Origin of the sequence: Cobetia sp. 1CM21F (genome assembly GCF_023161745.1) — a bacterium.
In the GTDB taxonomy this organism is placed as follows: domain Bacteria; phylum Pseudomonadota; class Gammaproteobacteria; order Pseudomonadales; family Halomonadaceae; genus Cobetia; species Cobetia amphilecti.
In genome coordinates, this window is sequence record NZ_JALNTQ010000007.1 from 20,935 (window position 1) to 39,029 (window position 18,095).

At 64.6% G+C, this 18,095-nt stretch carries 13 protein-coding genes; 4 read left to right on the top strand and 9 right to left on the bottom strand.

The genetic code is table 11. The features are described 5' to 3' along the window. Positions 1-280: 280 nt before the first annotated feature. The 7 genes from MSG32_RS16610 to doeA all read right to left on the bottom strand — a co-directional run bounded on the left by MSG32_RS16610 (position 281) and on the right by doeA (position 11,905). The gene (locus tag MSG32_RS16610) at positions 281-5,119 is read right to left on the bottom strand and encodes an NAD-glutamate dehydrogenase (RefSeq protein WP_248380817.1); all 4,839 of its coding nucleotides are present in this window, start codon (positions 5,117-5,119) and stop codon (positions 281-283) included. 357 nt (positions 5,120-5,476) lie between these two features. Beyond that, positions 5,477-6,607 carry a tRNA (uridine(54)-C5)-methyltransferase TrmA gene (gene trmA, locus MSG32_RS16615; RefSeq protein WP_248380820.1) on the bottom strand — a complete coding sequence of 377 codons (1,131 nt, stop codon included), beginning with the start codon at positions 6,605-6,607 and terminating at the stop codon, positions 5,477-5,479. Positions 6,608-6,813: 206 nt separating this feature from the next. Then, a complete protein-coding gene (gene murI / locus MSG32_RS16620; protein ID WP_248380822.1) occupies positions 6,814-7,743 on the bottom strand; it encodes a glutamate racemase in 930 nt (309 codons plus the stop codon). A gap of 73 nt (positions 7,744-7,816) precedes the next feature. Then, entirely contained in the window at positions 7,817-8,830 is a 1,014-nt protein-coding gene (locus MSG32_RS16625) for a LysR family transcriptional regulator (protein WP_248380824.1), read from the bottom strand. 133 nt (positions 8,831-8,963) lie between these two features. Next, a complete protein-coding gene (locus MSG32_RS16630) occupies positions 8,964-9,467 on the bottom strand; it encodes an Lrp/AsnC family transcriptional regulator (RefSeq protein ID WP_153636465.1) in 504 nt (167 codons plus the stop codon). Then, a complete protein-coding gene (gene doeB, locus MSG32_RS16635) occupies positions 9,464-10,549 on the bottom strand; it encodes a N(2)-acetyl-L-2,4-diaminobutanoate deacetylase DoeB (protein WP_248380827.1) in 1,086 nt (361 codons plus the stop codon). The genes MSG32_RS16630 and doeB overlap by 4 nt, the downstream gene beginning before the upstream one ends. 45 nt (positions 10,550-10,594) lie before the next feature. Next, on the bottom strand, positions 10,595-11,905 hold the full coding sequence (gene doeA, locus MSG32_RS16640; RefSeq protein ID WP_084589510.1) for an ectoine hydrolase DoeA: 1,311 nt from the start codon (positions 11,903-11,905) through the stop codon (positions 10,595-10,597). A 444-nt stretch (positions 11,906-12,349) separates the two neighbouring features. Here doeA and MSG32_RS16645 point away from each other — a divergent pair, with 444 nt between their 5' ends. Beyond that, positions 12,350-13,354 carry a glyoxylate/hydroxypyruvate reductase A gene (locus MSG32_RS16645; protein ID WP_248380837.1) on the top strand — a complete coding sequence of 335 codons (1,005 nt, stop codon included), beginning with the start codon at positions 12,350-12,352 and terminating at the stop codon, positions 13,352-13,354. A gap of 54 nt (positions 13,355-13,408) precedes the next feature. Here MSG32_RS16645 and MSG32_RS16650 read toward each other — a convergent pair whose 3' ends face one another. Further along, positions 13,409-13,864 carry an Lrp/AsnC family transcriptional regulator gene (locus MSG32_RS16650; protein WP_043334316.1) on the bottom strand — a complete coding sequence of 152 codons (456 nt, stop codon included), beginning with the start codon at positions 13,862-13,864 and terminating at the stop codon, positions 13,409-13,411. A 132-nt stretch (positions 13,865-13,996) separates the two neighbouring features. Between MSG32_RS16650 and MSG32_RS16655 the strand changes: the two genes are divergently transcribed. Further along, positions 13,997-15,178: a pyridoxal-phosphate dependent enzyme gene (locus MSG32_RS16655; protein WP_248380839.1), complete on the top strand. Its 1,182-nt coding sequence runs from the start codon at positions 13,997-13,999 to the stop codon at positions 15,176-15,178. A 103-nt stretch (positions 15,179-15,281) separates the two neighbouring features. On the opposite strand, the gene MSG32_RS16660 is transcribed toward MSG32_RS16655, so the two are convergent. After that, a complete protein-coding gene (locus MSG32_RS16660) occupies positions 15,282-15,842 on the bottom strand; it encodes a DJ-1/PfpI family protein (RefSeq protein WP_248380840.1) in 561 nt (186 codons plus the stop codon). 257 nt (positions 15,843-16,099) lie between these two features. Here MSG32_RS16660 and MSG32_RS16665 point away from each other — a divergent pair, with 257 nt between their 5' ends. Beyond that, positions 16,100-16,963, top strand: coding sequence for a hypothetical protein (locus tag MSG32_RS16665; protein ID WP_153636469.1), 864 nt, complete (start codon positions 16,100-16,102; stop codon positions 16,961-16,963). Positions 16,964-17,158: 195 nt separating this feature from the next. Next, positions 17,159-18,085, top strand: coding sequence for a lysine exporter LysO family protein (locus tag MSG32_RS16670; protein WP_054555660.1), 927 nt, complete (start codon positions 17,159-17,161; stop codon positions 18,083-18,085). Positions 18,086-18,095 lie beyond the last annotated feature (10 nt).

Below are 18,095 nucleotides of genomic sequence, written 5' to 3' on the forward strand. Positions count from 1 at the left end.
AGCGACTCCGAGACTTGAAATGAGGGTCTGAAAATCAAGGACTGAAAACAGGGTCTGCAGAAAAGGATGCAACCATCAGGGCCTGTATCAGTCTCTGCACTGGTCGCCATTCAGCATACCAGACAGCTGACGACAGTTACCTTACCGCAGGCTTCAGCTATCACTTTTTTATTCATTCCCGACATGAAAAAGCCCTCACCAATGGTGAGGGCTTCTATCAGCGAGTCATCAGATGCTCGCCACTTGCGTCAGCCTCTTGCTGCCTCCGAGGCCGAAAGCATCAGGCTTCGCGCTTGGACTCAGCCAGATCGACCAGCTCGCGCAGGGCGACCGCGAACAGCGGGAAGCTCAGCTGAGCACCGCCCTTCATCTCGCCGAGCAGTGAGCACCAGCGGCTGACCAGACTCTCGTGGCTGGCCATCCAGCTGTCGACACGCTCATCGATCTCGCGCGGTGCATTGTCCTGCTTGAGCACGCTGACGGTCAGTGCCAGCTGCTGACGATCGAGATCATCGCGGAAGCTTTCACGTGCCTGCGCCTGCCAGCTGTCCTGCACCTCAAGGCCGTTGATCTTGTCACCGACCCACGGCAGCTCCAGACGATGGCCGATGCCGTAGAAGGCTTCTGCCACGCGATTGATCTTCTCGCCGGTCGCCTTGGCCGCCTCGATGATGCCAAGCCCTGCATAGAGGCTTGAGGTCGCGGCGATGGTGCTGGCCAGGGCCTCCGGCACGCCTGCCTCGACATAGCTGTCGCGACGCGCTTCCCAGTTCTCGCGGGCTTCGCCCTTGAGACGCTCACCGATGCTTTCGGAGAGCTGGGCCAGACGCGGGGCGAAGTGGCTGATGCATTCCTTGACGCCCATGGAGCTGCGCTGACGCAGGAACCAGCGAGTGGCACGACGCATCAGACGCATCAGGTCACCCATCATGCGGTACTGCAGTTCTGCCGGCACCTGGTGATCGAGGGCCTCGATCTGGGTCCACAGCGCTTCCAGATTGAAGCTGTCACGCGCCACGATGTAGGCACGCGCGATTTCCGCCTTGTCGGCACCGGTGGTGTCTTCCAGGCGACGCACGAAGGCGATGCCCATGTGGTCGACCAGGTCATTGGCGATCTGGGTCGCGGCGATTTCACGCTTCAGACGGTGCTGGTACATCTCTTCCGGGAAGCGCTCCATCAGCACGCGCGGGAAGGCGCGCTCGAGGTGCTGCTGCACGTAGCTGTCATCCGGCACGTCAGAGGCTATCAAGCTGGTCTTGAGGTCGCTCTTGGCGTAGGAGACCAGCACGGACAGTTCCGGCAGGGTCAGGGCTTCACCGGCGTTGGAACGCTCGATCAGCGCTTCATCGGACGGCAGGAACTCGAGTTCACGATCCAGGGTGCCGGCCGCTTCCAGCTCATTGATGAAGCGACGGAAGACGCCCATGCCTTCCTTGGACTGCTGCTCGGAGAGCGACAGCGCCTGGGTCTGGCGATAGTTGTCCTTGATCACCAGCTCGCCGACTTCGTCGGTCATCTCGGCCAGCTGCTGGTTGCGCTGCTTGTCGGTCAGGTCACCGCGGGCGACGATGTCGTCCAGCAGGATCTTGATGTTGACCTCGTGATCCGAGCAGTTCACGCCACCGGCATTGTCGATGAAGTCGGTGTTGACGCGCACGCCCTGCTGGGCCGCGGCTTCCATGCGGCCACGCTGGGTCAGACCCAGGTTGCCGCCTTCGCCCACCACCTTGCAGCGCAGCTCACGGCCGTCGATACGCAGGCCATCGTTGGCCTTGTCGCCGACATCGGCGTGGGACTCGCTGGACGCCTTGACGTAGGTTCCGATACCGCCGTTCCAGATCAGGTCGACCTGCGCCTTGAGCATCGCGTTGATCAGCTCGTTGGGCGCCAGATGGTCGGCACTGATGTCGAAGACTTCCTTCATCTGCGGGCTGATGGCGATGGTCTTGGCATCACGCGAGAACAGACCGCCGCCTTCGCTGATCAGGCTCTTGTCGTAGTCGTCCCAGCTGGAACGCGGCAGACGGAACAGACGCTCGCGCTCGGCGAAGCTCTTCGCGGTGTCCGGATTCGGATCGACGAAGATGTTGCGGTGGTTGAAGGCACCGACCAGGCGGATCTTCTCGGACAGCAGCATGCCGTTGCCGAAGACGTCACCGGCCATGTCACCGATACCCACCACGCTGAACTCGTCTTCCTGGATGTTGATGCCCATCTCGCGGAAGTGACGCTGCACGCTGACCCAGGCGCCCTTGGCGGTGATGCCCATGCCCTTGTGGTCGTAACCGTTGGCGCCACCGGAGGCGAAGGCATCGCCCAGCCAGAAGCCGTACTCGTTGGAGATGGCGTTGGCGATATCGGAGAAGGTCGCGGTGCCCTTGTCGGCCGCGACGACCATGTAGGGGTCGTCTTCGTCGTAACGCACGACGGCCGTCGGGGCCACCACGTCACCACCGGACAGGTTGTCGGTGATGTCGAGCAGTGCGCGGATGAAGATCTGGTAGCAGGCGATACCTTCCTTCTGGATCACGTCGCGATCAGTGGTTTCCGGCATGCGCTTGCAGACGAAACCGCCCTTGGCGCCGACCGGCACGATGACCGCGTTCTTGACCTGCTGTGCCTTGACCAGACCCAGCACCTCGGTGCGGAAATCTTCATGACGGTCGGACCAGCGCAGACCACCACGGGCGACCTTGCCGCCACGCAGGTGAACACCTTCGACGCGCGGCGAGTAGACGAAGATCTCGAACATCGGGCGCGGCTTCGGCACGTCAGGAATGCTGCGCGTGTCGAGCTTGAAGCTGATGTAGTCCTTGGCCTGGCCATCTTCTGCCGGCTGGAAGAAGTTGGTGCGCAGCGTCGCCATCATCAGGTCGACGTAGCGACGCAGCAGCCGGTCGTCGTTCAGGCTGGAGACCTGGTCGAGCAGACCATTGATGCGCTCGCGGCAGGCGTTGACGTCATCCTCGCCACCCTGACCCTGCGGGTCGAAGCGCAGATTGAACAGCTGCACCAGCTCGCGGGTGATGTCCGGATGGCTGCCCAGCGCATTGGCGATGTAGGCCTGGGAGAGACCGAAGCGGATCTGCTTCAGGTAGCGCGCGTAGGCACGCAGCATCGCCACTTCACGCCAGTCCAGGCCAGAGCCGATGATCAGGCGGTTGAAGGCATCGGATTCGGCTTCGCCGGACCAGATCTTCTTGAAGGCTTCGATGAAGCTCTCGCGCACTTCGGAGAGCTCGACCGCACCCTTGCCGTGATGCTCGAGGTCGAAATCGTGCACCCAGCAGGAGGAATCGGTGCGTGTGATCTCGTAGGGACGCTCACCGATGACACGCAGACCGAGGTTTTCCAGCACCGGCAGCACGTCGGAAAGCGGAATCGGCTGATGCTTGTGGAACAGCTTCAGGTTGACGCCGGAGTTGTCGTCCTCGACCAGACGATAGGTGCTCAGGCCGACCGCCTGGCCTTCGTCCAGCGCGCGCAGGTGGCCCACGTCATAGACGGCGGTGCGCGGCGAGAAGTCGTCACGGTAGCTGCCCGGGAAGGCATCACGGTAGCGAGTCATCAGCTCGTTGGCCTGCTCTTCACCGAAGCCTTCGACCATGGCGGCGTGCAGCTCGTCACGCCAGCTGCGGGCCAGCTGAGCGATCTTGTTCTCCAACGCGCGCATGTCGTACTGGCCCGGCTCATCGCCCTTGAAGCGCAGGATGAACTGGATACGCGTCAGCACGGACTCGGACAGATACGGCGTGAAGTCACCGAAGGTGGCATTCAGCTCTTCACACAGCAGATTCTGGATGCGCACACGCAGGTCGGTGGAATAGACGTCGCGCGGCACGAACACCAGTACCGAGAAGAACTTGCCGAAGCGGTCTTCACGCACGATCAGACGCACGCGACGACGCTCACGGATGTTGAGGATGCTGGTGGCGGTACGGGTCAGCTCGTCCGTGGAGATCTGGAAGAGGTCATCGCGCGGATAGACTTCCAGAATCTGCAGCAGGTGCTTGCCGTTGTGGCCCTTCGGGTTGACGCCGGCGGCTTCCATGACGTCCTGCACCTTGCGACGCAGAATCGGCACGTTGCGCGGGCTCTGGTTGTACACCGTGGAGGTGTAGAGCCCCAGGAAGCGGCGCTCGCCGATCACGCGGCCTTCTTCATCGAAGCGCTCGACGGTGATGTAGTCCGGGTAGGCCGGACGGTGCACGCGGGCGTGGAAGGCACTCTTGGCGAAGGACAGCAGCTCCGGGATCAGCACGTACTGATCGCTGTTGACGCTCTGCTGGTGACGGGACTGCTCGTGATAGCGCTCGAGGTCCAGCTTGAGCACGCCAAGCTCGGAACCTTCGACCTTGTTCAGCACGCGGGTGCCGTCTTCCTGCTCGTCGACGGTGTACTCGTCATAGCCCAGGAAGGTGAAGTGGTCGTTGCCCATCCACTGCATGAAGTCGCAGGCTTCCTGATGGTCAGCCTCGGAGACGGTCGGCGGACGGTTGTCACGCAGTTCCTGCAGCGCCTGGGCGCCCTGGCTGCGCATGGCGTCGAAGTCAGCGACGGCAACACGCACTTCGGCCAGCACTTCACGCAGGCTGGTCTCGAGGTCTTCCAGCGTCTCGGCGTCGTTGTGACGATCGACCTCGATGTAGATCAGCGACTCGCGGTGCTGCGGAGCGTTCTCGGCACGCGGTGCCGTCACGCGCTCCAGCTGGCCGGCATCATCACGTGCAACGGCCAGCACGGCGTTGTGGATGGCGTGAACGGTGATGCCACGACGGTTGAGCTCGATACGCACGGAATCGACCAGGAACGGCATGTCCGGGTGCAGCACTTCGATGATGGTGTGCGTCGACTGCCAGCCATGCTTCTCGAAGTCCGGGTTGTAGGCACGCACCTTGGGAGCCTCGAGGCTCTGCAGGAAGTGCCATACGGCCAGGGTGGAACCGTAGAGGTCATCCAGCTTGCGCTCGGCCATGTCCTCGAAGGAGGCCGTTGCGTGATAGTCGCGCGCAAACGCCGCGATCACGTCCACCTTGTCCTTGGGAAGTCGCTTGTCCAGCTGCTCTTCGAGCTGCGCAAGAAATTCCTGCTTGCCGTCCGTCGCCACGTGTAGCATCAATCACCTCGACTGACCTGATGGATATATCAGGGAAAATAGTCATAGAGAGTCTGCGCCGGCCAAAAAGGCGTTGCAGCACAGACTCATGCAGTGCATCACAGACTAGCGCAGTCTGCGCCTCTGCCCCATGCCTGTTCCATATTGGTCATGCAGCATTACATCTGTGCATCGGGTATTGACTTGGCGGCCCGCGCATGAAACGAAAGTCTAATTCGAGTGACTGTCATGTGCGCAAAAAAGCCCCGTCGTCCCCTACCTGACAGGTAGATGACGACGGGGCTCTGGTTTTTCAAACGATTGGCGCGATGCCTGGCTCATGCGGGCGTGACATCGGCTGTCGGTTTGAAGATGCGCTTATCTGCGAACCAGATAGACACCGCACTCGAGGTGGTCGGTATACGGGAACTGATCGAACAGCGCGAAGCGTTCGATACGGTGCGTGCGACACAGTACTTCAAGGTTGTCGATCAGCGTCTGCGGGTTGCAGGAGATATAGACGATGCGCTCGTAGCGCGCGGTCTGCTCGCAGCTGTCGGCATCGAGGCCGGCACGCGGCGGATCGACCAGCACGGTGCGGAAGTCGTGGTTGTCGAGGTCCATCTCCGCGACACGACGGCCCGCCTTCTCGCCCGCCAGCGCCAGCGAGAAGTCCTCGGCCGACATACGCGCCACCTGGGCATTGTCGATGCTATTGGCCGCCAGGTTGACCTGCGCCGAGGCCACGGAAGTACGTGAGATCTCGGTGGCCAGCACGCGGCGGAAGTTCTCGGCCAGCGCGATGGTGAAGTTGCCGTTGCCGCAGTAGAGCTCGACCAGATCGCCCTGCTCACGGCCTTCCGCCTGCGCCTTGTCAGGATGGGTCACGTCACGCGCCCAGCTGAGCATCGAGCGGCAGATCTCGGCATTGGGCTGGGTGAAGCTGTTCTCGACCTGCTGATAGACGTACTCGCGGCCATCGACCTCGAGACGCTCGAAGACGTGATCGCGCGTCAGCACGATATGCTGCTTGCGCGAACGCCCGATGATCATGATGTCGAGCTCTTCTTCCAGCGCACGCGCCTCGGCTTCCCAGTCTTCGCCGAGCTTGCGATGGTAGATCAGCGTGACCAGTGCCTCGCCGCTCAGGGTGGTGAGGAACTCGCACTGGAACAGACGCTCGCGCAGCACCGGGCTTGCCTTGAGGCGCTCACGCAGCAGCGGCATCAATTCATTGATGCGCTGGCTGGCGACCGGGAAGTCGTCCATGCGCACGACCGTCTTCTTCTTGTTGCCCTCGTCGTCGAACTCGACCTCGAACATCGCGTAATAGAGGTCATCATCCTCGTGCCAGATACGGAACTCGCAACGCATGCGGTAATGGCTGGGCGGCGAGGGAAACACCTCGAGTTCCGGCGCATCGAAGGCAGCGAAACGTGCGCGGGTCTGCTCGGCCTTCTCGGCGAGCTGCTGTTCATACTGACTGGGATCGACGACGGCGATGGCCACACTGACTCCTGCCTGCGGGCATACCGCAGCACTGAAACGATGAGCAAAGGGACGCGGGGACGTCATGGTGAACCATGCCGATCACGTCCATTCAAAGGTTGGGCGCGCTAGCCTACCATCGGCAGCGCGAAGCTCAAGCGCCAAATGGCGGGCCAAGGCGGGAGCAGGCAGGTGCAAGGGGCCGTGAGAGTCAACGCCCCTGCCCCTCAGTCGTCGAACGACAGCGCCTGCGGCGCGGCGAAACCCTGACTGGCCAGCGCCGTGGCCAGTCCCGGCTGCCGGGCATCCGTCGCCAGCGCCATGTGCTCACGCGGTGCTGGCTGAACCGCTTGAGCGGCTTGCTGTTCAGCCTGAGCGAGTTGCTGATCAGCCGTTTGCGCCGCAGCACCAAGCGCCAGCACTTCCGCCACGCGGCGGGCGATTGCCGCGCCGGAATCCACCAGCGCCACCCGAGACTCGCCCAGCACCTGCGAGATGTCGGCGCCGAGCAGCGGGAAATGCGTGCAGCCGAGAATCACCACTTCCAGCGCCTCGACCGCCGCCAGATCATCCAGACTGGCCGCCACCACCTCGGGGCGCGCCGGCTCACCGCGCAGACGCCGCTCGGCCTCCGCGACCAGAGGATCGGCGGCGACGCGAATCACGCGACAGTCGGCGGCGAAGTCACGAATCAGCTGCTCGGTGTAGGCGCGACGCACCGTGGCGGATGTCGCCAGCAACGCGAAGACCGGCGGCTCGCACTTCTCACGACGTGCTGCGCTCTGGCGCGCACGTGCCGACGCCGCCGCCGGCTTGATGGCGGGCACGGTGCCGATCACCGGAATCGACAGCGCTTCGCGCAGCGCCGTCAGCGCCAGGGTGCTGGCGGTATTGCAGGCGACCACCAAGGCCAGTGCCCCGCTTGCCTCGACGGCCGCCACGCACACCTGAACGATGCGCGGTATCAACCAGTCATCCGGCTTGGTGCCGTAGGGCAACGCGGCGTTGTCACAGACATAGGCCAGCGACAGCTGCGGCCACTGACGGCGGATCTCGGCGGCGACGGACAGCCCGCCGACACCGGAATCGAAGACCAGCACCGGGTCAGAAGAACGGGAATCAGAGGCAGGCATGTCGCCTGGGCGGGCAGGACTCATCGGCAGATACCGCTGGCGACAATCATCATGGAGACGGGCGACTCGAACAGACGGGACAAGGGCGCGGAGTCTATCACGGCCGCAGACCCGGCTTCACAGCCTCGAGCGGTGACGGATCGCGCTGCCCGGCATCATTCACGGCCGCGGTGTCGCGAACGGCTGTCGATGACGTGGCGAGCACGTCGGGCATCATCGTATGGCCAATCCGGGCGAAGTGCTCACACAGCACCTCGATCAATGCCCGCAGGCGTGCCGGCTGCATGTCGCGCTCGGCATAGACCAGATGGATATCCACCGGCGCGCACCAGTAGTCGACAAGCAGCGGCACCAGGCGGCCAGTGGCGACGTCATTGGCCACCAGGAAATCCGGCTTGCAGGTAATGCCGATGCCCTGGGCAGCGGCCTCGACCAGCCCGCGCCCGCTGTCGCAGCTGAAGGTCGGCGAGAGGCGGATCTTGCGTGGCCGCCCGTCGACCATGAAGCTCCACACCGGCCCTTCGCGCTGCTGGGTGTAATTCAGGCAGCGATGATGGGCGAGGTCTTCCGGCACCTCGGGCGTGCCATTCTCGGCCAGGTAACCGGGGCTGGCATAGACCCCGACCTGGGTACCCGCCAGCCGGCGCGCGATCAGGCTGGAATCAGACAGCGCACCGGCGCGAATCACCAGATCATAATCCTCGGCCATGAGATCGACATGGCGATCCTCCAGGCGCAGGTCGAGCTCGACATAGGGGTAGGTCTGGCGGAAATGCGCCAGGGCCGGCATCAGACACTGGATGCTGAAATCCATCGGCGCCGACATCTTCAAGCGCCCCCGAACCTCGCCCTGACGCTCGCCAAGACTGTCTTCCAGCGCCTGAAGGTCATTGAGCACACGACAGGCCCCCGCCAGGTAATGCTCGCCCTCGGCGGTCAGCTGCAGACTGCGCGTGGTGCGCATCAGCAGGCGAACGCCCAGCTCGGCTTCCAGGCGCGAGATCTGCTTGCTGACCATGCCGTTGGATAGCCCCAGCTGACGAGCTCCGCCCGCAAAACTGCCCTCCTCTACCACGGCGCGAAACACCTGCATGGCAGTGAGTCTATCCATCGTGCGATCCCCTTTGCGATCAAGGAAAATGAGCCAGGAAAGTGAGTCAAGAAAGTGAGCCAGGAAAGTGAGTCAAGAAAGTGAGCCTGAAAAGCGGGACGGCAAGATGACGACAAGTCCGCGCCCGGCGCGCCTATTTTACCTGCTTGGTGACGATGTAGGTGAAATAGCGATCGATGCCCAGCTCTGACACCAGCCAGTGATCGACCAGACGCTGATAGGCATCGATGCTGGCGGTCTCCAGTCGCAGCAGGTAGTCCACCCCGCCGCCGACGGCGACGCATTCGATCACCTCATCCGCCTCTCGCATGGCACGCTCGAAGCGTTGGAAGCTGCCGGCATCATGATGCTTGAGGTGGATCTCGACCCACACCGGCGTGCGCGGGGCAGCCCCCGGAGCAGCGCCACCCTGCTGATCACTCAGGCGCTGCTGATTGATGATGGCGGCATAGCCCTCGATGATGCCTGCCTGCTCGAGGCGCTTGACGCGCTCCCAGCACGGGCTGACCGACAGGTTGATCTCCTCGGCCAGCCTCGACTTGGTGATGCGGCCATCGCGCTCGAGTATCGCCAGAATCTTGAGATCGAAGGCATCCAGCTTCGGCGCTGGCTGCGAGCGGGAGGAACTCGCGCTCATGAGGCCTCTCGCGCCAGGTCGTCCACGACTTCCGCGATCACCGCCAGGGTGTCGCCCAGACTCACCTGGGCCGGGAAGCGCCGCGCCACCAGCACGCCATCACGGGCGGCGCGATATTCCACCGCCGCCTGACCGGCGCGCCCCAGCGGATAGACCCGCGCCACGCATTGGCCCGCCGTGACCTGCTCGCCGAGTGCCACGCACAGCTCCAGCAGCCCTTCATGCTCACTCTGCACGTAACAGCTGGCATCCGTCATGTCGATCAGCAGCGGCGCGTCCGCCTGGCTGGCACGCTGGCGCTCGATGCCCTGCTCCAGATCCGCGCGACTGCGCTCGCGCAGCACACCACTGAAGGCGAGGAAGTTGTCGACGCCCCGGTCGGCGATCGCCTGACGCTCCGGCGTGGTGGAGCCGCCACCGCCCAGCTCCGTGGTGACGAAGACCTTGCCCTGGCGCTCCACCGCGGTGTCGTAGAGTGCCTCGGCGTCCAGCTCGAACATCATCATCGCCGAGGGCGCCCCGAAGGCCAGCGCCCCGGCCAGGCTCTCGGCTTCCTGCAGACGACATTGCTCGACGCCCAGCGACTCCTCGAGATAGTCGAGACGGTGCGCAGCCGCGAACGGCAGGATATCCAGGGTGCGGCCGCCGGAATGCAGGTCCAGCGCATAGTCGCACTGCGGCACCAGCACCCGGGTGAAGTAGTCGGCGATCTGCTCGGTCGGGCCGCCGGTGGGGCTGCCGGGGAAGCTGCGGTTGAGGTTGCCGCCATCGAGAGGCGAACAACGCCGCCCGGCCTTGGCCGCCAGCGCATTCATGGTCGGCACGATGATGACGCGGCCCTTGACTTCCTCGGCAGTCAGACGCGCCGCCAGCTTGTAGAGCGCGGTGATGCCTTCGTACTCGTCGCCATGATTGCCGCCGGTCAGCAATACCGTCGGCCCCTCACCATTGGCGATCACGCTGATCGGGGTCATCACCGCGCCCCACGCCGACTCGTCAGTCGAGATCGGCAGCTTGAAGAAACCGTGCTGAACGCCATCGGCGAACAGATCGATGGTCAGACTGACGGGGGACTCTCGCATGACACCACTCCTTGTTATGGCGGGCTGCTGACACTTGTCGGCAGGCTATTTGACGAACAGCTGGCGCGGCACATCACACAGCGGCTCGGCACCGTTTTCCGTGATCAGGATCGACTCGGTGATCTCGAGCCCCCAGTCGTCCATCCACATGCCGGGCATGAAGTGGAAGGTCATGCCCGGTTCCAGCACGGTCTCGTCACTGGGGCGCAGACTCATGGTGCGCTCGCCCCAGTCCGGCGGATAGCTGATGCCGATGGGATAGCCGCAGCGTGCGCCGCCACGGTCGAAGCCGTACTTGTCCATCGCCGCGCCCAGCGCCAGCGCGATGTCACAGCAGCGATTGCCGGGTTTGGCGATGGCCAGACCACTCTCGATGCCTTCCAGCAGGGCGGACTCACCACGCACGAAATCGCGCGGCGGACGGCCGAGAAACACGGTACGCGACAGCGGCGCGTGATAGCGCTTGTAGCAGCCGGCCAGCTCGAAGAAGGTGCCCTCGCCCTGGCGAAATGGCGTGTCATCCCAGGTCAGGTGCGGCGCGGCGGCATCACTGCCGGTGGGCAGCAGCGGCACGATGGCCGGATAGTCGCCACCGAGAATCTCACCCTCGGGGCCGATCACGCCCTCGACGCCGACCCGGTAGATCTCCGCGACCAGCGCACTCTTGGGCAGGCCCGGCTCGATCATCTCCAGAATGCGCGAATGCATGCGCTCGACGATGCGTCCGGCCACGCGCATGTAGGCGATTTCCTGCTCGGACTTGATCGCCCGACACCAGTTGACCAGCGAGTTGGCATCCACCAGCCGCGCGTGGGGCAGCTCCTTGACCAGCGACAGATGCGCCCGCGCCGAATAGTAATAGTTGTCGAGCTCGACCCCGACGACCCCGTCGTGCCAGCCACGCTGCGGCAGGATGGACTGGGCGAGAAACTCCATCGGATGCATGTCCGGATTCTGCACGTAGTAATCCGGATACCACAGGATGTTGTCCTCACCCATCCAGCAGGTACGCAGCGCGCCGTTGCCGTCCTGACGACGCCCATACCAGACCGGCTCGCCGGAAAGCCCCAGCAGCACGCACTGGTGCACATAGAAGGACCAGCCGTCGTAGCCGGTCAGCCACGCCATGTTGGAGGGGTCGGAAATCACCATCACATCGATGCCGGCGCGCGCCATGGCCTCACGCACCCGCTGGATGCGCGCGCGATACTCGCCGATGGTGAAGGCCTGACGGCCAGCGGACAGCGCGCGTGGCGTCCAGTCACTCTCGGTGGCCGGTGCCTCGCTGCTGGGCAAGGTGGCCAGGCCAGCGAAGGCTGGCTGGGGCGCACCAGTATGGGGCGGGAATTGACTCATGCAGCGCTCCTTTTCGATCAGGCCTTGAGGCAAGCAGCACGTTGGGGCGGAGCCAGTGGCCATACGCAGGGCCAGGCGGCGGGTGACCGACCTGCCAGCCGCACCGGGCTGACACTGCCTGCCTGCGCCGCGAGCGAACGATGCGCCCTGCGGGTCGGCAGGGTCGGCGTACATGCGTACATCCGAATTCCCCTCTGGATTCGAGTCTGTCACTCTGCCAACAACGGGTCAAAGGACGACTCTGGCACTGTCGCCCTTCGCTTGAGCCCTTGCAAGGCCTGCGCCATTGCCGCCCGCGAGCCGGCCATGCCCGCAAGGCAATGGCGCATGGCAAGGTGACAACACCAGGCCCTTTGCACAGAGCCACGAACAGAGCCTACGAACAGGCCGGGACAGTTCAAAAATCCCGACCCGCCACCCAGCGTCTCTGAAGAGGAGAACAGCATGCGAATACTGGTACATCATGAACGCGCCGAACGTTGGTGCGATGCTCTGCGTCAGCGCTTGTGCGATGCCGCCAGCACCAAGGGGTCGCGGCAAGGCGAGTCGTCGGAACCGTCATCAAAACAAGCGCCGCTGGAAATCGTTGCCGATGACGGCGAGATGCTGGGCGATGTGCTGGTGGTGTGGGCGCCGCCTGCGGCGCTGTTCGAGCGCCACCGTGATCATGACGTCAAGGCGATTCTCAACCTGGGCGCGGGCGTCGACAGCCTGCTCGCCAACCCGGCACTGCCTGACGATGTGCCGGTGCTCAAGCTGAGCGATGCCGGCATGGCCAGCCACATGCTGGATTACGTGCGCTACGGCCTGCTGCACTTTCGGCGTGACTTCGACCGCTACGCCAGACAGCAGGCAGACACCCAGTGGGCCCCGCACCGCGTGGTGCGCGCCCATCAGTACCCGGTGGCGGTGCTCGGGCTCGGCGCCATCGGCAGCCAGATCGCTGAATCACTGGCGGCAGACGGCTATCCGGTACATGGCTTCAGCCGCAGCGCCCACACGTTGCAGGGCGTGACCTGCCACCATGAGACCGGCGCAGGCGGCCGCTCGCTCAAGCAAGTGCTGGGTGACGACTCCCTCGGCCTCAAGGCGGTGATCAACCTGTTGCCCAATACGCCGGCGACGAGAGACGTGTTGAACGCCGAGGTCTTCCAGGCCCTGCCCGACGACGCCGTGCTGATCAATCCGGGGCGTGGCAGCAGCGTGGTCGAGGAGGATCTGGTCGCGGCGCTCGAGGAAGGCAAGCTCAGGGGCGCCCTGCTCGATGTCTTCCAGCACGAGCCACTGGCCGAGGACAGCCCGCTGTGGCACCAGCCGCGCGTGATCATCACGCCGCATGCCGCCGCGCCGACCCCGGTGGCCGAGGCCGCCGACCAGCTGGCAGACAACATTCGCCGCATTCAGCGGGGTGAAGTGCTGACCGGCATCAGCCGCGAGCACGGTTATTGAGCGCGCTGGCGCGCGGTGCTCAACCGGCGATCAGACGTCACCGCCTGACAGCCATCACAGCGGCAGCGCGGTGGTCGTCTTGATGCGCTCCATCGCGAAGCGGGCCGACACGTCGCTCAGCTCGTCGATGGTGTTGACCAGCCGCTTGTAGACGCGGTCGTAGGCGTTCATGTCCTCGACCTGCACCTTGAGGAGATAGTCGTAGTCACCGGCCATGCGATAGAACTCGGTGACTTCCTCGATCTCCTCGACGATGGCCACGAAACGCTCGAACCAGGCCCGCGAGTGATCGCGGGTCTTGAGCTGCACGAAGGCCGTCAGCCCCATGCCGATCAGCTCGGCATTCAGCAACGCCACCCGTGCGGTGATCACGCCACACTCTTCCAGGCGCTTGAGGCGCTTCCAGCAGGGAGACGTGGTCAGATGCACGGCTTCCGCCAGCGCCGCCAACGACAGGCTGGCATCGCGCTGCAGCAGCCGCAGCAGGGCGCGGTCCGTGGCATCGAGCACTATTTTCTCCATTACCCTCACCTCGCAATGAATTCTTGCCATGAAACATGGCTCACGCCATGACAACTGGCAAGTTTTGCTTGGCGGCTGGTCGTACCATGAAAGCTCCTTCCTGCGACCGGAAATGCCGCCATGCCGACCACTGCCTCGCCCTCGACTGCGCCTTTCAGCACGCCCGCAGCACAGCACGCCCCGCACGCGACTCAGCGCGAGTCATGGCGCCAACGCAGTCTCATGCAGCTTGCGGCCTTGAAGGCCGCCACCCCGGTAACCCCGCTGCTGGAACTCAGCCTGCGCGGACTGGGCGAGGCACGCATCCTGATCAAGGACGAGCGGGCGCATGCCAGCGGCTCGCTCAAGCATCGCCTGGCGATGTCGCTGTTCGAGCAGGCTCTGCTAAAGGATTGGCTGACGCCCGGCGGCCCGGTGATCGAAGCCTCCTCGGGCTCCACGGCGGTCTCTGAAGCGTGGCTGGCACGCCGGCTGGGGCTGGAATTCATTGCCGTGGTGCCCAGGGGCACCGCCTTTTACAAGCAGCAAGCGATTCGTGGCGAGGGTGGGTGCGTGGTGGAAATCGAGGACTCCGCTCGGCTCTGTCAGCATGCGCAGGCGCTTGCCGATGACAGCGGCGGTCACTTCATCAATCAATTCCGCCATGCCGCTACTGCTGGCGACTGGGCAAGCGACACCAGCCTGCCCGGGGAGTGCCTGGCACAGATCGCCGCGCGTGAGCTGCCCGAGCTGCAGGCGGTATTTCTCGGCGCCGGCACCGGCGGCAGTGCCGCCAGCTTCGCGCGCCATCTGCGCCACAAGCGCCATCTGCATCAGGGGAGCCATCTGCATCAGGGGAGCCATCGTGCCCGCGTGATCGGCGTGGACCCCGAGCACTCCGTCTATCACGCCTGCTGGCAGCACCATCGTGCCCACGGCGCCCGTACGACCCGCCTGCCCGTCCCGCAGGCGGCCAACCCCATCGAAGGCATCGGGCGGCCCTGCGTGCTGGAGGCATTCGACCCCGCCCATTTCGATGACTACCGGCGCATCGCGGATGCGCGCAGTCAGGCGGCCGCGCTGTGGCTGGCCGAGCATGCCGGGCTTGAGGTCGGCCCCTCCACCGGTACCGCCTTCGCGGGGCTGCTCGAGAGCCTGGCGCTCAGGCGCGCACGCGGTGAGTCGTTGGCCGGCAGCTGGTTGCTGCTGGCCTGTGATCACGCCGAGCGTTATGCCACCACGCTGGGCGATCCCGCATGGCGAGCCGCACAGCAATCGCGACTCGCCCCACAGCGGGCCTGGATCGAAGCGTTCGCCGACTGAAACGACGCCTGTTTTACGCCCCCGCCTGAAACAACGACACCCCGCCGAGCGGCAGGGTGTCGTAAGGCAGATCCGATGTGATGGCGACGCTAGCGGGGGTGCATCACACCAGCAGCGCCTGGAACTGACGCAGCCATTCCGGATGCGCCGGCCAGGCCGGTGCGGTCACCAGCTTGCCGGAGGTCACGGCGTCGGTCACTTCCAGCGACACGAACTCACCGCCCGCCAGCTTCACCTCCGGCGCACACGCCGGATAGGCGCTGACGCGATGGCCTTCCAGTGACATGGCGGCGGCCAAGAGCTGCGGACCATGACAGACGGCGGCGATGGGCTTGTCGGCCTCGACGAAGTGACGCACCATCGCCAGCACACGCTCATCCAGACGCAGATACTCGGGGGCGCGGCCACCGGGGATCAGCAGCGCGTCGTAACTCTCGACGACGATCTCGGCGAAGCTGGCGTTGAGCGCGAAGTTGTGGCCCGGCTTCTCGGTGTAGGTCTGATCACCCTCGAAGTCATGGATGGCGGTCTTGACGATATCGCCTTCCGTCTTGTCCGGGCAGACGACATCCACGCGGTGCCCCATCGCCTGCAGCGCCTGGAACGGCACCATCAGCTCATAATCTTCTACAAAATCCCCGGCAATGATGACAATGCTGGCCATGATGATCTCCTGATTGGACCCAACGTCTAGGTACGCGCCGCGCGCGGCGGAAGGACAAGGCAGTTACAGAGTACCTATCCATTGCACATGAGCAAGCGCTGAAATATCGTCGTGGCCGCCTGACGGGCGTTGGCTTGATTGTGGATCGCCTCAACATCATTACATCATCACGTGCAGTCGCCCTGCCCCGTCGCTGCCTGACCGCTCGACACCCCCATTCACAGGCCACGGCTCCAGTGCCGGTCTCGGGAGTCACCATGACCCTGCCATCTTCCGCCTTGTCTCACTTCTCTCAAGCCCCCGCGCGTCGCGGCGCTTGCACCGCCACTCGCGCCGATCGGCCCTCGGCATGGCAGCGCCTGTGCCGCGCAGGCCTGGGGGCGCTCCTGCTGCTGGCGGGCAGTGCCCAGGCGGCCAGCGATGAGGCCGCTGTCAGCCCTGACGCGCCCCTGGCGCCTGTCGCCAGCATCGCGCCGGTGCCCTTCACCGCCCACTACACCCTGGTACTGGATGGCTGGCCGGACGTGCCCATCACCCAACGCGTCAGCCAGAGCGGCGAGCTGTACATCGCCAGCATGGAGGCCTCCATCAAGGTCGCCAGTGGCTATGAGCAGGGCCGCTTCACGCTCGCGGAGGGTCGCCTGCTACCCGAGGGCTATCGCTCCGGCTATCGGCTGGCCGGCATCGGCAAGGACTACAACCGGGAAGCACCGGAGGCAGGCGATACCCGCCTGCCTGACCGTCAGAGCCTGCTGGTACTGCTGAGCCAGCAGGTCGACAGCCAATGGAGCGAGCAGGCCTGTCTGGCCGCGACGCCCTGCTCACTGGATTATCTCGACCACAAGGGCCGCCAGCGCACCCTGATGTACGAGATCCAGGGCCAGGAAACACGCCAGGCGGCACAGCGCACCTTCCGCACCCTGCGCATCGAGGCGTGGCGCAAGCATCGCGAGCACAAGCACTACCGTATCTGGCTGGCGCCGCGCTGGCCGGGCCTGATGGTCGGCCTCGATTACCTCGACTACGAGGACGTCATGGACAAGGACGGCAACCGCAACGGCGAGGTGCCGCCGCGCTCGGCCCATCTGACCCTGAACCAGCTGAGCAGTGCCCGCCAGTGATGACAGCTCCCGCCTCTAGCGCGGCTGATCATAAGCCCCGCTGATACGCCATCAGCAAGTCTCTCGCGCAATGGTGCTAGCGGGGTTATCCAGACTCCACGCCAACCGATATAGTAAGGCCCTTCGGCGGTATTCACCGCCAATCAATCACTTGCGCCGCCCCTGCTGTCCGGGTGGCAACGCCAAGGAAGGGTCATGCTGTCGGGTCTCATCTTCATTCTGCTGCCGCTGATACTCGGCTATCTGGTACGCCTCACCGATCCTGGTCGCCTGGCGGTGGTCAATCGGCTGGTCAATGCCTCCATCTATCTCATCCTGTTCCTGATGGGCATGGGGCTGGCGGCGCTGGAGCAGTTGAGTGTCGGCATGGCCGCCATGAGCGGTCAGGCGTTGACGCTGTTCGCCATCATCACGCCGCTGAATCTGCTGGCGCTGTGGTGGCTGTCGCGCCGCAGCCCGCTGCGCGCCAATCCCGCCCAGGCGGTGGATGGCGCACCGATGACCCGCTGGCAGGCGCTGTCCGGCTCGCTGACCCTTGCCGCCGTGGTCGCGCTGGGGGTCGGCGCCGGCGTGCTGCTCAAGACCTTCGGCACCCAGCTTGATACCGACACCCTCGCCGAATGGGCGCTCTATGTGCTGCTGGCGCTGATCGGCTGCCAGCTCAGAAGCTCCGGCATGAGCCTGCGCCAGATCCTGCTCAATCGACACGGCCTGATCATCGCGCTGACGGTGATGGCCAGTTCGCTGCTCGGTGGCCTGCTGGCGGCCCCTCTGCTGGCGCTGGAGTGGAATCAGGGCATGGCGATCTCGGCCGGCTTCGGCTGGTACTCGCTGTCGGGGATCCTGGTCGGCGATCAGCTCGGGCCGATTCTCGGCGGCGCCGCCTTCTTCAATGATCTGGCGCGCGAGCTGCTGGCCTTCGTGCTGATCCCCCTGACCATCCAGCGCTACACGCCGCTGGCCATCGGCATCGGCGGGGCCACCTCGATGGACTTCACGCTACCGGTGATCCAGCAGACCGGCGGCGTGGCCTGCGTCCCGGTCGCCGTGGTCTCGGGCTTCCTGCTGTCGCTGGCAGCGCCGCCGATGATCCTGTTCCTGCTCTCGCTGAGTCACGTCTGATCCGCCGGGC

Excerpts from the sequence above, each read along its gene's own strand:
- MSG32_RS16610 (WP_248380817.1), bottom strand. The coding sequence starts at position 5,119 with ATGCTACACGTGGCGACGGACGGCAAGCAGGAATTTCTTGCGCAGCTC.
- murI (WP_248380822.1), bottom strand. The coding sequence starts at position 7,743 with ATGAGTCCTGCCCGCCCAGGCGACATGCCTGCCTCTGATTCCCGTTCT.
- MSG32_RS16625 (WP_248380824.1), bottom strand. The coding sequence starts at position 8,830 with ATGGATAGACTCACTGCCATGCAGGTGTTTCGCGCCGTGGTAGAGGAG.
- MSG32_RS16630 (WP_153636465.1), bottom strand. The coding sequence starts at position 9,467 with ATGAGCGCGAGTTCCTCCCGCTCGCAGCCAGCGCCGAAGCTGGATGCC.
- doeB (WP_248380827.1), bottom strand. The coding sequence starts at position 10,549 with ATGCGAGAGTCCCCCGTCAGTCTGACCATCGATCTGTTCGCCGATGGC.
- doeA (WP_084589510.1), bottom strand. The coding sequence starts at position 11,905 with ATGAGTCAATTCCCGCCCCATACTGGTGCGCCCCAGCCAGCCTTCGCT.
- MSG32_RS16645 (WP_248380837.1), top strand. The coding sequence starts at position 12,350 with ATGCGAATACTGGTACATCATGAACGCGCCGAACGTTGGTGCGATGCT.
- MSG32_RS16655 (WP_248380839.1), top strand. The coding sequence starts at position 13,997 with ATGCCGACCACTGCCTCGCCCTCGACTGCGCCTTTCAGCACGCCCGCA.
- MSG32_RS16660 (WP_248380840.1), bottom strand. The coding sequence starts at position 15,842 with ATGGCCAGCATTGTCATCATTGCCGGGGATTTTGTAGAAGATTATGAG.
- MSG32_RS16665 (WP_153636469.1), top strand. The coding sequence starts at position 16,100 with ATGACCCTGCCATCTTCCGCCTTGTCTCACTTCTCTCAAGCCCCCGCG.
- MSG32_RS16670 (WP_054555660.1), top strand. The coding sequence starts at position 17,159 with ATGCTGTCGGGTCTCATCTTCATTCTGCTGCCGCTGATACTCGGCTAT.